Annotated in this window: 13 protein-coding genes, 1 tRNA gene and 1 other RNA gene; 11 read left to right on the forward strand and 4 right to left on the reverse strand. The window is 65.8% G+C overall.

From position 1 onward, the window contains the following. Nucleotides 1-5 precede the first annotated feature (5 nt). Together AYK61_RS19075 and AYK61_RS19080 are read left to right on the forward strand one after the other, a co-directional pair. On the forward strand, nucleotides 6-1,421 hold the full coding sequence (locus tag AYK61_RS19075) for an MFS transporter (RefSeq protein WP_121871975.1): 1,416 nt from the start codon (nucleotides 6-8) through the stop codon (nucleotides 1,419-1,421). Continuing rightward, nucleotides 1,418-2,164, forward strand: a complete 747-nt coding sequence (locus AYK61_RS19080; protein ID WP_121871976.1) for a 3-hydroxybutyrate dehydrogenase — start codon at nucleotides 1,418-1,420, stop codon at nucleotides 2,162-2,164. The genes AYK61_RS19075 and AYK61_RS19080 overlap by 4 nt, the downstream gene beginning before the upstream one ends. A gap of 233 nt (nucleotides 2,165-2,397) precedes the next feature. On the opposite strand, the gene AYK61_RS19085 is transcribed toward AYK61_RS19080, so the two are convergent. Further along, nucleotides 2,398-2,485 (reverse strand) — tRNA-Ser (locus AYK61_RS19085). 95 nt (nucleotides 2,486-2,580) lie between these two features. On the opposite strand from AYK61_RS19085, the gene ffs reads away from it, so the two are divergent. Further along, an RNA gene (gene ffs, locus AYK61_RS19090) (signal recognition particle sRNA small type) lies at nucleotides 2,581-2,675 on the forward strand. 55 nt (nucleotides 2,676-2,730) lie between these two features. Next, nucleotides 2,731-4,017: an aminotransferase class I/II-fold pyridoxal phosphate-dependent enzyme gene (locus AYK61_RS19095; protein WP_121871977.1), complete on the forward strand. Its 1,287-nt coding sequence runs from the start codon at nucleotides 2,731-2,733 to the stop codon at nucleotides 4,015-4,017. Nucleotides 4,018-4,070: 53 nt separating this feature from the next. Here AYK61_RS19095 and AYK61_RS19100 read toward each other — a convergent pair whose 3' ends face one another. Continuing rightward, nucleotides 4,071-5,585, reverse strand: coding sequence for an MFS transporter (locus AYK61_RS19100; protein ID WP_121871978.1), 1,515 nt, complete (start codon nucleotides 5,583-5,585; stop codon nucleotides 4,071-4,073). Nucleotides 5,586-5,688: 103 nt separating this feature from the next. Between AYK61_RS19100 and AYK61_RS19105 the strand changes: the two genes are divergently transcribed. Together AYK61_RS19105 and AYK61_RS19110 are read left to right on the forward strand one after the other, a co-directional pair. Further along, complete coding sequence (locus tag AYK61_RS19105; protein WP_121871979.1) at nucleotides 5,689-6,360, forward strand: TetR/AcrR family transcriptional regulator; 672 nt, start codon at nucleotides 5,689-5,691, stop codon at nucleotides 6,358-6,360. Between the two features lie 185 nt (nucleotides 6,361-6,545). Then, complete coding sequence (locus AYK61_RS19110) at nucleotides 6,546-7,796, forward strand: lipase family protein (protein WP_121872906.1); 1,251 nt, start codon at nucleotides 6,546-6,548, stop codon at nucleotides 7,794-7,796. A 36-nt stretch (nucleotides 7,797-7,832) separates the two neighbouring features. Here AYK61_RS19110 and AYK61_RS19115 read toward each other — a convergent pair whose 3' ends face one another. After that, entirely contained in the window at nucleotides 7,833-8,162 is a 330-nt protein-coding gene (locus AYK61_RS19115) for a YnfA family protein (protein ID WP_094612013.1), read from the reverse strand. Nucleotides 8,163-8,268: 106 nt separating this feature from the next. Between AYK61_RS19115 and phoU the strand changes: the two genes are divergently transcribed. The 5 genes from phoU to AYK61_RS19140 are packed head-to-tail and all read left to right on the forward strand — an operon-like array spanning nucleotide 8,269 to nucleotide 15,172. Next, a complete protein-coding gene (gene phoU / locus AYK61_RS19120; protein WP_121871980.1) occupies nucleotides 8,269-8,922 on the forward strand; it encodes a phosphate signaling complex protein PhoU in 654 nt (217 codons plus the stop codon). 37 nt (nucleotides 8,923-8,959) lie between these two features. After that, nucleotides 8,960-9,763 (forward strand): transglutaminase family protein, encoded by an 804-nt coding sequence (locus AYK61_RS19125; protein WP_052049483.1) that lies wholly within the window; start codon nucleotides 8,960-8,962, stop codon nucleotides 9,761-9,763. Nucleotides 9,764-9,798: 35 nt separating this feature from the next. Further along, nucleotides 9,799-10,374: an HhH-GPD-type base excision DNA repair protein gene (locus tag AYK61_RS19130; RefSeq protein WP_094635704.1), complete on the forward strand. Its 576-nt coding sequence runs from the start codon at nucleotides 9,799-9,801 to the stop codon at nucleotides 10,372-10,374. Between the two features lie 50 nt (nucleotides 10,375-10,424). Continuing rightward, the gene (locus AYK61_RS19135; RefSeq protein WP_121871981.1) at nucleotides 10,425-12,818 is read left to right on the forward strand and encodes a helicase-associated domain-containing protein; all 2,394 of its coding nucleotides are present in this window, start codon (nucleotides 10,425-10,427) and stop codon (nucleotides 12,816-12,818) included. A gap of 44 nt (nucleotides 12,819-12,862) precedes the next feature. Beyond that, nucleotides 12,863-15,172 carry a DNA polymerase III subunit gamma and tau gene (locus AYK61_RS19140; protein WP_121872907.1) on the forward strand — a complete coding sequence of 770 codons (2,310 nt, stop codon included), beginning with the start codon at nucleotides 12,863-12,865 and terminating at the stop codon, nucleotides 15,170-15,172. On the opposite strand, the gene AYK61_RS19145 is transcribed toward AYK61_RS19140, so the two are convergent. Then, entirely contained in the window at nucleotides 15,173-15,409 is a 237-nt protein-coding gene (locus tag AYK61_RS19145) for a hypothetical protein (RefSeq protein ID WP_121871982.1), read from the reverse strand. Nucleotides 15,410-15,422: the final 13 nt, after the last annotated feature.

Genomic DNA, 15,422 nt, shown 5'->3' on the forward strand with positions numbered 1-15,422 from the left:
AGTCAATGAGCGTCGATCAGCCGCTGGCAGGACGGTCCGAACCGGACCCCGATGCCACCCCCGCAGGCCTCAAGAAGGTAGTCGGGGCATCGATGGCAGGCACCATCGTCGAGTGGTACGAGTTCTTCCTCTACGGAACCGCCGCCACCCTGGTGTTCAGCAAGATCTTCTTCGCCGCCGGAACCAGTGAGCTCGACGCCATCCTCGCGGCCTTCGTCACCTACGCCGTCGGGTTCGTCGCACGGCCGTTGGGCGGCATCGTCTTCGGTCACTACGGCGACAAGTACGGCCGAAAGAAGTTGCTGCAGTTCAGCCTCGTCCTCGTCGGTGGAGCCACGTTCCTCATGGGCTGCCTGCCGACCTTCGGGGCGATCGGCTACTGGGCACCGGCACTACTGGTGACCCTGCGATTCATCCAGGGCTTCGCCGTCGGCGGCGAATGGGGTGGCGCGGTTCTCCTCGTCGCAGAACACAGCCCGAACAAGTCCCGCGGATTCTGGGCCAGTTGGCCGCAGGCAGGCGTGCCCGCAGGCAACCTGCTCGCCACCGTCGCGCTGCTGGTGCTGACGACCACCCTGTCCGACGAGGCCTTCCTCAGCTGGGGCTGGCGAGTCGCGTTCTGGCTCTCCGCGGTCATCGTCTTCGTCGGCTACTACATCCGCACCAAGGTCTCCGACGCCCCGATCTTCCTCGAGGCACACAAGCAGGCCGAGGTCATCAAGGCTGCGTCGTACGGCGTCTTCGAGGTCGTCAAGCGCTACCCGCGGGGCGTCTTCACCGCCATGGGACTGCGCTTCGGTGAGAACGTCATGTACTACCTCGTCGTCACCTTCTCCATCACGTATCTGTCGGTCGAGGTGGGTACCGACACCTCCACGATCCTGTGGTGGATGCTGATCGCCCACGCAATCCACTTCTGCACAATTCCGGTGGTGGGCAAGCTCGCCGACCGCGTCGGACGTCGCCCGGTCTACTTCGCCGGAGCCATCACCGCGGCCACCTGGGGCTTCTTCGCCTTCCCGATGATGAACAGCGGCCACAACGTCGTCATCATGCTGGCCATCATCATCGGCCTGATGTTCCACGCCTTCATGTACGCCACGCAGCCGGCCATCATGGCCGAGATGTTCCCGACGCGGATGCGGTACTCCGGTGTGTCCCTCGGCTACCAGGTCACCTCGATCGTCGCCGGTTCACTGGCCCCGATCATCGCGGTCAAGCTGCTCGACGTCTACGGCTCGTCCGTCCCGATCGCGGTATACCTGGCCGTGGCCTGCGCGATCACCGTGGTTGCCGTCGTTATCGCAAGAGAAACAAAAGGATTGGCGCTCGAAAGCATCGATATCGCCGACGCCAAGAACCTGGCCACCGAAGCCGAGCTGGCCAAGGCCGGTCTGCTCGATCAGAATTCACAGCGGTGACCGACCTCGACGGACGCTCCGCCCTCGTCACCGGTGGAGCGTCCGGGATCGGGGCCGCGTGTGCACGCGAGCTCGCCGGCCGTGGTGCACGCGTCACCGTCGCCGATGTGAACGACGTTGCCGCAAAGGAATTGGCGTCGGAGATCGGCGGTGACGTCTGGTCGGTGGATCTGCTCGACACCACCGCGCTGGACGACCTTCGCCTGGACGTCGACATCCTGGTCAACAATGCGGGCATTCAAACGGTGGCACCGATCGTCGACTTCGACCCGGGCGCGTTCCGCAGGATTCAGACGCTGATGGTCGAGGCTCCGTTCCTGCTCATCCGAGCGGCGCTGCCTGGGATGTATGCCCGCCGGTTCGGCCGGGTCATCAATCTGTCTTCGGTGCACGGTCTGCGGGCGTCGGAATTCAAGGTCGCCTATGTCACCGCGAAGCATGCACTGGAAGGACTGTCGAAAGTGACGGCCCTCGAAGGTGCCGCCCACGGTGTGACGAGCAACTGCGTCAACCCGGGATACGTCCGAACGCCGCTGGTCGAAAAGCAGATCGCCGACCAAGCCAAGGCACACGACATCCCCGAGGGCGAAGTACTCGAAAAAGTCCTGCTGACCGAGGCCGCCATCAAGAGACTCGTCGAACCCGCCGAAGTCGCCTCACTGGTGGGTTGGTTGACCTCCGAGAACGCCGGCATGGTCACCGGAGCGTCATACACCATGGACGGTGGTTGGTCGGCTCGATAGTCCGCTGCCGCCCCGCGTCAATGGACCACTGCATACGTCTGGCCGCGTCAATGTGACATCGACGCGGAGACGCGAACTGGGTGGATGGACCACTGCATACGTCTGACCGGTGCAGTGGTCCATTGACGCGAACGGGGTGGGCGCCCGAACCAGGGCGGGCGATCGGGCCGGCGGGCGAATGGCAACACCCTCGAACAGCAAGAAGCCCCCGTGACATGTCACGGGGGCTTCTCTGGCGGAGGATAGGGGATTTGAACCCCTGAGGGCGTTAACCCAACCCGCGTTCCAGGCGAGCGCCATAGGCCACTAGGCGAATCCTCCGTGGGGGAGCTTACCCGGTTACCCCCAACATCTCCCAAATCGGGAGGCGCGAAGGGTGGTGATGTGTTGCCCGACGGGAGGCGGCTACACTTTCCAATGGATCCCGCGCGGCGCGCATCCTGTGAACTCCCCCAGGGCCGGAAGGCAGCAAGGGTCAATGGGCTCTGCCGGGTGCGCGGGGTCCCCTTTATTTTCAGCGACATCTGAATTGTCCGGGGAACCCAGTCACCGAGAGGCCGCTCCGCATGCCAGCGCAAACCCAGTTGGGTCTGATGAACCATGAGGAGCTCGCCTCCGAGCACGAGCGGCAGAGCGCGAAGTACACGCAGCTCAAGTCCGAGAGCCTGAAGCTCGATCTCACTCGCGGCAAGCCGTCCCCCGAGCAGCTCGATCTCGCCGCCGAGCTGTTGACGCTCCCCGGAGCGGACTACAAGGACGGCAACGGCACCGATTGCCGCAACTACGGCGGCCTCGCAGGCCTGCCGGAACTGCGCGCCATCTTCGGTGAACTGCTCGGCATCCCGGTGAAGAACTTGCTCGCCGGCAACAATGCGAGCCTCGAGATCATGCAGGACCTGGTGGTCTGGGCGCTGCTGCACGGTCTGCCGGATTCCCCGCGCGCCTGGTCGGCCGAACCGAACGTTCGCTTCCTCTGCCCGGCCCCCGGCTACGACCGGCACTTCGCGATCACCGAGAGCTTCGGCATCGAGATGATCCCGGTTCCGATGGGTCCCGACGGTCCGGACGTGCACGAGATCGCCAACTTGGTGGCGTCGGATCCGCAGATCAAAGGCATGTGGGTGGTGCCCAACTACGCGAATCCCACCGGTGCCGTCTACTCCGAAGAAGTAGTGAGCGCGTTGGCCACCATGCCTACTGCTGCCCCCGACTTCCGACTCTTCTGGGACAACGCCTACGCGGTGCATCCACTGACCGAGGAATTTGCGCCGTCGTACGACGTCATCGGCATGGCTTCCGAGGCGGGTTTCCCCAATCGTGCGTTCGTGTTCGCGTCGACGTCGAAGGTGACGTTCGCCGGTGCGGGCGTCAGCTTCTTCGGCAGCTCCGAGGAGAACCTCGCTTGGTACCAGAAGCACCTCGGCAAGAAGAGCATCGGACCGGACAAGCTGAATCAGCTGCGGCACCTGCGCTTCTTCGGTGATGCCGAGGGCGTGCGGGCGCACATGGCCAAGCATCGCGAGATCCTCAAGCCCAAGTTCGCCCTGGTGCAGCAGATTCTCGAAGACCGGCTCGGTGCGTCGAAGATCGCGTCCTGGACCGAACCGAAGGGCGGCTACTTCATCAGCCTCGACGTGCTCGAGGGCACGGCCGCACGGTCGATCGCGCTGGCCAAGGACGCCGGAATTGCGCTGACGGCCGCCGGCTCGGCCTTCCCGTACGGAAAAGATCCGGAAGACAAGAACATTCGCCTCGCCCCGAGCTTCCCGTCGCTCGGTGAGCTGGAGAAGTCGATGGACGGCGTCGCGACCTGCGTGTTGCTGGCCGCGACCGAGAAGCTGCTCGAAGGCTAGTGGTGTGGTTATGTGCCTCAGGGGGCGCATAACCACACCACTGCCGTAGGCACTCAGTGCCCGACGACAACCGCACCTTCGGGAGCCGAAGGCAACGGTCCGTTCTTCAGAAGCAAGGCCGAGAGCGCTGCGCCGAGCAGGAAGATTCCCGACGCCCACCAGAACGTGGTGGTGTAGCTGGCGATCTCCGCGTTGGCCTGCAGCAAGGCCGCATCGGTTGCCGTCGCCAGGTTGGAGCTGACGTAGCCGGTCGCCGCGTTGGCGGCCACGGTGCTCAGCAGCGCAGTGCCGATCGAGCCGCCGACCTGCTGCATCGTGTTCACAGTTGCCGACGCGACGCCGGAGTCGTCCGGGTCGACGCCCGAGATCGCGCCCTGCATCGCTGGGGCCATGGTGGCACCGAGTCCGAGGCCCATGATGACCAGGCCGGGCAGGATGTGCGTGACGTAGCTGCTGTCGATGGAGATCTGCGTCAGCAGCGCCATGCCGATCGAAGCGACGACCAGGCCGGTCGTCATCAGAATGCGCGGTCCGAAGCGGGGGAGGATCAGCGCCGTCGACAGCGTCGCGGTGAGGATCAGTGACGCGATCATCGGCATGAACGCGAACCCGGTTGTGATGGGTGTGTACTTCAGCGTGTTCTGCAGGTAGTAGGTCAGGAACAGGAACACCGCGAACATGCCGGCTCCGGTGACGAACACGGCCAGGAACGATCCTGCACGGGTGCGGTCGAGAACGATCCGCAGCGGCAGCAACGGGTGCTCGACGCGCATCTGGATGGTCACGAACACTGCGAGCAGAACGACACCTGCGGCGAGGAAGCCGAGGGTGACTGCGTTGCTCCAGCCGTCGGACTCGGCGTGTGCGAAGCCGTAGACGATGGAGAACAGTGCAGCCGATACTGCCAGGGTGCCGGGGATGTCGAGCTTGGGCCGGACGTCCACCTTGTGCTTGGCCAGGAACAGGAATCCGCCGACGAAGGCGATCGCCGCGAAGATCAGGTTGACGTAGAGGCTCCAGCGCCAGTTCGCCCATTCGGTGAGCACGCCGCCGAGAAGTAGGCCGAGTGCACCGCCGCCGCCTGCGATGGCACCGAAGATGCCGAATGCCTTGGCGCGTTCCTTGGTGTCGGTGAAGGTGGTGGCCAGGAGCGAGAGGGCCGCGGGAGCGAGCAGTGCGCCGAACAGGCCTTGACCGGCTCGGGCAGCGACGAGCATGCCGAAGTTGACGGCCGCGCCGCCGACCGCCGACATCAGCGCGAAGCCGACGAGACCGATGAGGAAGGTGTTGCGGCGACCGAAGAGGTCGCTGAGCCGCCCGCCGAGCAGCAGCAGGCTGCCGAACGCGAGGGCGTAGGCGGTGACGATCCAGGAGCGGTTGGCATTGTCGAAGCCCAGGTCGAGCTGGGCTGCGGGCAGCGCGATGTTCACGATGGTCGCGTCGAGCACGACCATGAGCTGGGCCAGTCCGAGCGTGGCGAGAATCAGCCAGCGATTCCGATGCGCACGTTCGTCCGCCGGCGTGGTCGACGTCGCGTCGCCCACGTTCTCCGATGAAAGGGTGGTCATGAGTCCTCGGTTCGACTATGCGGAGGTGTATCCTCCGGTTGTAGAACAAGGTAGCAGCGAAGTGGAGGAATGTCCTCCGCTTATCGGGTGAAACGGACATCGAATGAGTGTGAGAGCCGACACATCGGCAGCGAAGCCCCTCCGTGCGGACGCCGAGCGCAACCGTCGACGCATCGTCGACGCGGCCCGCGAGCTGTTCGCCTCACGGGGCATCGACATCACGCTCGACGACGTCGCTGCGCACGCCAAGGTGGGCGTCGGAACCGTCTATCGCCGCTTCTCGTGCAAGGAAGAGCTGATCGACGGCGTGTTCGAGCAGCGTCTCGTGGACATGCTCGAGAACGCCGAGCGTGCACTCGCGGCCGAGGATCCATGGGACGGGCTGGTGCAGTTCCTCGGCGATGTGTGCGCGGGAATGGCACTCGATCTGGGACTCGGAGACGTCGTTCTCGGGTCCGATCAGGGCTGCCACGGAATCGCACAAGTGCGTCAGCGGATAGATCCGTTCTTCGCGAAGATCGTCGATCGGACTCGGGCGTCCGGCCAGCTACGGCCCGACATCGAGGTCAACGACTTCTATCCGATACTCGGCATGATCGGTTCCGCTGTCGAGTTCTCCACTTCCGTCGATGCGCAGAACTGGCGTCGCTACTTCACCGTGCTGCTCGACGGTCTCCGCGGGGACGGAGTCCCTCTCGCCGAGCTGCCGGGCCGACCCTTCACCGACGCCGAGGTCGACGTGGCCAAAGCGGCGCTGCACCGTCGCCGCCGCTGAGCGAACAGGGTCCACGTCACGAAACCCTTTGCGTTGTGCGATCGATCACGTAGGGTCCCTAACGGAATTGAGTGCTACCCGATGTATCGCGTACTCGGGAGCTGGGGATCGACGTTGGGGGATTCGAGTTGCGTTCGACACGTGTCATTTTTTCGGCAGTGGCGGTATCCGCAGTGCTCATCGGTATGGCCAATCCGATCGCATCTGCAGCCCCGGGCTCTGGATCGTCGACGGGTTCGACCGTCGAATCCGACTTCTACGTACCGCCGAGCCCGCTGCCCGCAGGCTCCCCGGGTGACGTGATCCGGTCCGAGCCGTCGCATCTCGCTCTGTCGGTCCCCGGGATCGGTGGCCCTCTGCCGGGTGCCGCAACGCGAATCATGTACCGCAGCAACGATTCAAACGGCGCAGCGAATGCCGTCACGGGAACCTACATCGATCCTGCGGCGCCGTGGACCGGGCCCGGCCCGCGTCCGCTCGTCGTCCTCGCCCCGGGAACCCAGGGTCAGGGCGATCAGTGCGCGCCGTCGAAGATGCTCAACAACGTCATCACCTACACCCCGCCGCTCGGCTTCATGGTCGAGTACGAGGTGCTCGCGGCATACGCCCTGCTCTCGCAGGGATACGGCGTCGTCATCACCGACTACGAGGGCCTCGGTACCCCCGGTGCGCACACCTACGTCAACCGCGCATCGGAAGCTCACGCTGTGCTCGACGCGGCCCGCGCAGCGCAGAACCTGCAGGGCACCAAGATCTCCGCGGACGGTCCGGTCGCGGCGTACGGCTACTCGCAGGGCGGTGGAGCAGCGGCTGCTGCAGCGGAACTCGCAGAGGAGTACGCACCGGAGATGAACCTGGTCGGCACATACGCGGGCGCCCCACCTGCCGATCTGAAGCAGACCCTCGAGCAGGTCGACGGCACCATTCTCACCGGCGTGATCGGCTACACCCTGAACGGTCTGCTCAACTCCGATCCCGATCTCCAGCCGCTGCTCGACGAGAACATCAACGACGCAGGCAAGGCCATGCTGAACCTGGTGGCGAACCAGTGTGTGGGAGAAACGATTCTGAACGTCGGGCTGCACCGCACGAACGAATACACCAAGACCGGTGAGCCGCTCTCGGTGGTACTCGACAGGCTGCCGAGGGCTCAGGAGATCCTGGCCAAGAACAAGATCGGCCAGCGCACGCCCAACGCTCCGGTGCTGATCCAGTCCGGCACCTCCGACGACATCGTGCCTCACGGACAGGCCGTCGGCCTGGCCGGTGACTGGTGCGGCAAGGGTGCCACCGTGCAGCTGAGCGCCGCGCAGATTCCGGCCATCGTCCCGGGTTCCGGTGCCGGACATCTGATTCCGGACATCCTCGGACTCGGCGAGGCGCAGAACTGGATCAAGGACCGCTTCTACGGAGTGCCCGCACCGTCCAACTGCTGAATCGGCAACACCTCGATCATGTACGGCCCGCGCAGCTCAGCGCGGGCCGTACATGATCACCGCGACGCCGATCAGCGCGATCGACGATCCGGCGATGTCCCAGCGATCGGGCCGGAAGCCGTCGGCCACCATCGCCCACAGCAGTGATCCCGCAACGAACACACCGCCGTATGCCGCCAGGATCCGACCGAAATTGGCGTCGGGCTGCAGCGTCGCCACGAAACCGTAGGCCCCGAGGGCGATCACGCCCGCTCCCGCCCAGAGCCACCCGCGATGCTCGCGGATCCCCTGCCACACCAGCCATGCCCCACCTATCTCGAACACGGCTGCCACCGCGAACAGCATGACCGACTTCACAATGTTCATGCGACAAAGGCTCCCACAGTGCCGACCTGGTGTAGAAGGATGCATTCGGGGGTAACAGACCTACAGGCCCCGCGTCGTGGGCCGATTCGGTAGGGGTGAGTAGTACATGCGGGACGTTTACACCGAGACACTCGATACGTTGGCGTCGAACCTGTCCGATATGTCGAAGATTGCCGAAAAAGCAATGGTCGACGCCACCCGAGCCTTGCTGACCGCCGACATCGTCCTGGCCGAGCAGACCATCGAGTACCGCGAAGAGATCGACATCCTCGCCGTCGAGTGGGAGCACGGAGCGTTCGGCTTCCTGGCCCTGCAGGCACCCGTTGCCCACGATCTACGACGCGTCGTCTCCGGAATCAACATCGTCGCCGATCTACAGCGAATGGGCGGCCTGGCCGTGCACATCGCCGAACTGGCCCGTCGTCGCCACCCCGCGCACGTCCTACCACCCGAGGTCGAGGGCGTGTTCGAGCAAATGGGTCGAGTTGCCGTCGCGCAGGCCGAGGCCACGCAACGCGTACTCGAAACCCGGGACGCCGAACTCGCCGCCGACCTGCGAATCCAGGATCAGGAAATGGACGCACTGCACCGCAGCCTGTTCATGCTGACTTCTGCACCCGACTGGCCGCACGGCGTGCCGGCCGCAGTGGACATCACGCTGCTCGGCCGCTTCTACGAGCGATACTCCGACCACACCGTCGAGGTCGCCAAACGAGTCATCTTCCTGGTGACCGGCGATCGCCCCACCGACGAGTCATAGTCTGCGCGAACGGCTCGAAGATGGCAGGATCGGCACGATGAAACGTGACGTCTCTGCGTACCTCGATGTCGACGTGACCGAGGCCAGCACCCTCGAGTTCCAGATCGCAATCGCACCTCATCCAGGAACCGATGTGTGGGAAGCGCTCTCGTTCACACTCGACGGTCAGCCGATCGAGGCGCAGGAGATCAGCGGTGCTCACGGCACCCGCATCCACAAGATTCACGCCGACGTCGGCAAGCTCGAGGCGTCGTACTCGGCGACCATCTACGGCAACACCGAGCCTGCACCGGTCTCCGATTACGACCTCTCGCTGTACCTGCGGCCCAGTCGATACTCCGAGGCGGACAAGTTCTTCGGTTTCGCGGCAACGGAATTCGGTTCCTACCCGCCGTCCGAAAAACTGCTCGCCGAGGTCTCGTCCTGGGTCGGGGCGCGGCTGAGCTACGTGCCGGGCAGCAGCGACCCCATCGACGGCGCGGTCGACACCCTCCTCGCCGGTGCCGGAGTCTGCCGCGATTACACCCACCTCGTGGTGGCCCTGCTGCGTGCGGTCAACGTCCCCGCTCGCCTGGTCGCGGTGTACGCACCGGGCTGCGATCCCATGGACTTCCACGCGGTCGCCGAAGCATTCGTCGAAGGCCAATGGCGAGTGGTGGACGCGACGTGCCTCGCACCTCGATCGACCCTGGTACGCATCGCCACCGGACGCGACGCATCCGACACCGCCTTCCTCGACAACCACGGCGGATCGATCATCCTCAACAGCGCCGTCGTCGGAGCCGTCGTCGACGGCCCACTGCCCTTCGACGACATCACCCAACTGGTGTCGATCACCTGATCGCACGAGTACACGCGCGTGGCAGGATCGAGGCCATGTCTCGCACACTGCACCTCGTCGGCGATCCTGAGGCCGATGCACTGCTCGCCGAGGATCCGTTCGCACTGTTGATCGGCATGCTGCTCGATCAGCAGGTGCCGATGGAATCGGCGTTCGCTGGCCCGAAGAAGCTCGTAGACCGTCTCGGCGACCTGAAAGTCGACACCGTCGCCGACGCCGATCCCGAGGAATTCGCGACCCTGTGCGCGCAGACCCCGGCCGTCCATCGGTTCCCGGGTTCGATGGCCAAGCGCATCCAGGGGCTCGCGGCATTCCTGGTCGAGAACTACGACGGGAAGCCGCAGGAGATCTGGACTCGCGACGATCCCGACGGTGCCGAAGTGCTGAAGCGACTCAAGGCCCTCCCCGGCTACGGCGATCAGAAGGCTCGCATCTTTCTTGCACTGCTCGGCAAGCAGATGGGCGTCACGCCCGACGGGTGGCGCAAGGCCGCCGGAGCGTACGGCGACGACGGTGCGCGTCGATCCATCGCCGACGTGGTGGACGAGAAATCGCTGCTCGAGGTGCGCGAGTTCAAGAAGGCAGCGAAAGCCGCAGCCAAGAACAAATAAGTCTGTCGGTGCCGGTCGTTACAGTGACCAGAACTTTCACCGGGGGCGAGATGACCGACAGTATCGGGACGTACGAGGGCTGGCTGGCGTCTCTCGACGAGGACGCACTGACCGATCTGCTGCACCGTCGGCCGGACGTGGCCACCGACCCGCCACCGCGCTCGTTCGGCTTGCTCGCGCAGCTGCTCGGTGCACCGGCTCGGGTGTCGATGCTGCCGCGTCGACTCGACAGCGGCTCGCTCGTTCTGCTCGAATTGTTCGCGCTCATGGGCGATCTGAGCCGCGCCGAGATCGGGCACTGGGCGAGTGAGGGATCGATCAACGAGACGCCGCACATCGATGCAGCTCTCACGACCCTGACGGCCCACGGATTGATCTGGCCGCACTCTTCACCCGGCACCGGCACCGTCGAATATTCACCGATCGATCTGTCCGGGGTGTTCTCGCATCCCTTCGGACTTGCTCGTAGACAACGAAAGCTGTTCCTGCACTGCGCCGTCGAGCAGGACAGGCTGGCCGTGCTGTCGATCCTCGGTATCGATCCGGCGCTCGAGCGAGGGGCGCGCGCAGACGCCGTTGCGGCTGCGATGACGCCCGAACGCATCAGGGCGCTGTTCGACGGCGGGTCGGAGGAGATGCGAGAGATGTTGTCTCGCTTCGTCGATGGCAAGCCGGTGTCACTGATCTTCGATATTCCTCCGAGCGCGGGGACGCCCGCCTTCGAGCGGGGGTTGTTGTATCGACTGGACGGGCATCGCGTCGAGATGCCGTTGGAGGTGAGCATCGCACTGCGAGGGGACGGGTGGCGTCTGCCCATCGAACTCACGCCTCCGACACTCGACACCCGCGTGCTCTCACACGACGACGTGCGGCGCAACCGTTCCATCGCCCTGCTGCAGTTCTGTGAACACACGCAGGCGTTGCTGACGGCCGTCGACGCCGACGGCCTGACGACGATGAAGACCGGTGGCATCAGTGCCAAGGGGATTCGGTCGCTGACGAGCCGGCTGGGATTCGCCGACGAACACGACACGGCGTTGATGCTGATGTTGGCACGCGAAGCCGGGCTGCTGGCCGAACGCGGGAAGACCGGCGTCGCGTTGACCTCGGCCTACGAGACATGGCGGACGAGCAGCCGAGCCGAACAGGCAGCCACGCTGGTGACCGCGTGGTGGACTTCGCCGTTCACGCCCACCCACCGAGTGCCCCGTGCGTCGCAGAAAACCGTTCTCGTGCTCAAGAAGATGCTCGACGACCCCGCTGCAGCCGACCTGCGCGCGACGGCGATGACAGCTCTGCTCCGATACGAGGACGCCGACTCGCCGGTGACTGCTCTGCACGATCCCGAGGAGTTCGCCCACTACTTGGGCTGGCACATCCCCGTCGTCTCGACGAGCGCCGGACCCGGTCACGTGCACGCGCTGTGGCTGGAGGCCAGTCGGCTCGGGATACTGGCCGACGGTGCACCGACCGATCTGTGCCGCACTCTCGTCGAGTTCCCCGCGGGTCGAGACGGCGACCCTCGCGAAATCCGTGCGGCACTGGCCGCACAGTTGCAGGACATGGCCGAGTGGGTTCCGTTCTCCGTTCGGCTGTTGCCCGATTCCACGGCGGTGGTGACCGGACCGCCCAGTACCGAAGTGGCGTCGATACTCGGCGCGTCCGCGCAGCCCGAGTCCAGAGAGGTGGCGTCTGTCTGGCGGTTCACCCCGACGACCATCCGAGGCTTCTTCGACACCGGCGGCACCGGCGAGGAGTTGATCGATGCGTTGACCGCGATGGCCGACACCGACGTGCCTCAGGCGCTGAGCTACACGATTCGAGACTGCTGGCGCACTTACGGCGCGCTGGCCGTGCGCAGGATCCCCTGCGCCATCGTCTCCGAGGACGTCGTCCTGCTGACGAACATCGAGAGCGACGAGTCCCTGGCCGTACTGCAGTTCCAGCGCCTCGCTCCCACCGTCCTGGTCAGTTCGGCCACGCCGATCGACACCATCGCCGTGCTTCGCAGGCACGGATACTCCCCGGTGCGGCACTCCGACACCGGGCAACTCCAACTCGACAGCGCACCTCGGATCCGTACGGGGGATACCCGACCGACGCATCGTGCCGTCCACCCGGCACGGCACCGACGCGAACCACGCGAAGTCGCGCGGCTCCTGCTGGCCGGCGGCAGCGGAACCGTCGACGAGGCACGAGTGCGGTCTGCACTGGATTCGCACAGCAGGCTGCTGCCGCGGGAGCTGGATCTGTTGACCGACGCCGCAGCGCGCGGCACCCCCGTCTCGATCGACTACCAGAACTCCAGGGGAGCCATCGTGCGGCACGCGATCTCGGATGCGCTGCAGGACGGCCATTGGCTGTACGCGCTCTCGGAATCGACCGGCAGTCGCGAGAGCTTCGCCATCATGAACATCAGAGCGGTATCAACCGGCCAACGATGACCGGCGATGCAACTGTGTCCGTGGTCGCCGGTACCCTTTCGGGCGTGGCCCTCTACCGGAAGTACCGTCCTGCGACGTTCGCCGAGGTCGTCGGTCAGGAGCACGTCACCGAGCCGATCAGCGTGGCGTTGGACAGCAACAGAATCAACCACGCCTACCTCTTCTCCGGGCCGCGCGGCTGCGGAAAGACCTCCTCGGCGCGCATCCTCGCCCGATCGCTGAACTGCGCCGAAGGTCCGACATCGACGCCCTGCGGCGTCTGCAACTCCTGCGTCGCCCTCGCCCCAGGCGGACCCGGCAACTTCGACGTCGTCGAGATGGACGCGGCCAGCCACGGTGGCGTCGACGATGCGCGAGATCTGCGAGACAAGGCCGTGTACGCCCCGGCCGAATCGCGCTACGTCATCTTCATCATCGACGAGGCACACATGGTGACCCCGGCAGGCTTCAACGCGCTGCTCAAGGTCGTCGAGGAACCGCCCGAGCACCTCGTCTTCATCTTCGCGACCACCGAGCCCGAGAAGGTGCTCCCCACCATCCGCTCGCGTACCCACCACTACCCGTTCCGGCTGCTCGCGCCGTCGACGATGCGCGTTCTGCTGGAGAAGATCTGCGGCCAGGAACAGGTCCCGGTCGAGGACGCGGTCTACCCGTTGGTCATCCGCGCAGGCGGCGGTTCACCCCGTGACTCGCTCAGCGTCATGGATCAGCTCCTGGCCGGAGCCGGGCCCGAAGGCGTCACGTACCCGCGCGCACTCTCGCTCCTCGGCGTCACCGACGTCGCACTGATCGACGAAGCCGTCGACGCATTGGCCGCGGGCGACGGAGGCGCACTGTTCGGCACCGTCGACAAGGTGATGGACGCGGGCCACGACCCACGCCGCTTCGCCATCGACCTCCTCGATCGCATGCGAGACCTGATCCTGATGAAGGCCGTGCCCGACGCCGGAGAACGCGGTCTGGTCGACGTGCCGGGCGACGTGCTCGAGCGACTGCGTGACGAAGCCGATCTGCTCGGCTCTGCGACGCTCACTCGCTACGCCGAGATCGTGCACTCGGGACTCGGCGAGATGCGCGGTGCCACGGCCCCGCGTCTGCTGCTCGAAGTGATGTGCGCCCGCATGCTGCTGCCCTCTGCCTCCGACGCGGAATCGGCGGTGCTGCAACGACTCGAACGCGTCGAACGCCGCTTGGACGTCACCCTTCCGGCAGGCGAGCAAGCAGCCGTCGCCCAGGCAGCCGCGGATCCGACGCGACCGCAGCTGCAACCCACCGAAGAGCCCGCACCCTCGGGTCCGGCACCGGTGAGCAAGTTCCAGCGACCGTCGCAACGCCCACCCGCCACCGAGCCGGCCCCCGCCGCACCAGCTGCGCCCGTAGCGCCCGCACCCGCTGCCTCGATTCCCACACCGGCACCTGAGCCTGCACGGCCCGAGCCGACTCCGACACCCGAGCCGACTCCGACACCCGAGCCGACGCCGGAACCCGAGCCCGCTCCGACGCCCGAGCCCGCTCCGACGCCCGAGCCCGCTCCCACGCCCGCACCCGCACCCGAGCCGGCCCCGCAACCCGAAGCTGTGCCGGAAGTCGTTCCCGCACAACGAGACTCGGTCCCCGCTGCCTCGGTGGCACACGAGGATTTTCCGCCGGAGCCCGAGGACGATTACGGCCCCGAGCCGGATCCGGTGTTCGAGTCGGAACCGGAACCCATGGCGGCCCCCGCCGCCGCGTCGAGCGAGCCCGACGCAGCCGCGGTTCGAGCGGTGTGGTCCGAGGTGCGCACGAAGGTACGAGACCGGAGCCGCACCGTCGAGGTCATGCTCTCCGGTGCCTCGGTGCGCACTGTCGAGAACGGCACCATCACGCTCGGCCACGACTCGGCACCGTTGGCCAAACGGCTGGAGGAACCCCGCAACGCCGACGTCATTCGCGACGCTCTGCGTGACGTCTTCGGCGTCGAATGGTCGGTGGTATGCCTGGTCGGTGCGGCGGCACCACCGGAACAGTCATCAGCAAAAAAAGATGAACCGGCAGCGAAACCCGCGTCGCTGCCGAAGTTCTCGAGGCCGAGCCAGGCAGGGGCTCCCCGTCCCACGTCGGACGGGTTCGGATCAGCGGGCGACGGATCCTCGACCGGCATCGGGGCGGACGACATTCCGATACCCGAAGCGCCGGACTATCCCGACGAGCCCGAGCCGATAGGCCCACCGCCGCCGGAGACCCCGGAGGATGAGGAAGAGCTGCTCAAGGCCGCAGCCGAGCCTGCCGATCCGACGGTTCGCCGCGACCCGGAGACCGTCGCGATGGAGCTGTTGGTCAGCGAACTGGGAGCGGTACCGCTCAAAGAGACCTGATCAGCCGACGGTGAGGTCCTCGTTGTCCGCGAACACCAGGCGGCCACTGTCGAGTGCCACGGCCCAACGCCGTGCCACCGCCCATTCCCGTGAGGTGGTGTCGGGTGTCTGGACGCCGAAGTCCTCGACGATGGCCCCGGTCTCGTAGGCGTCCTGACCGGCCTTGTCGTCGGTGCCGGTGGAGTGAATGCGTACTTTGACGCGAGCGCCCACGGTCAGTTCGTTGTCGGTTTCCATGGAGGGTCTTCTT

This window comes from Rhodococcus sp. SBT000017, assembly GCF_003688915.1.
Lineage (GTDB): Bacteria > Actinomycetota > Actinomycetes > Mycobacteriales > Mycobacteriaceae > Rhodococcoides.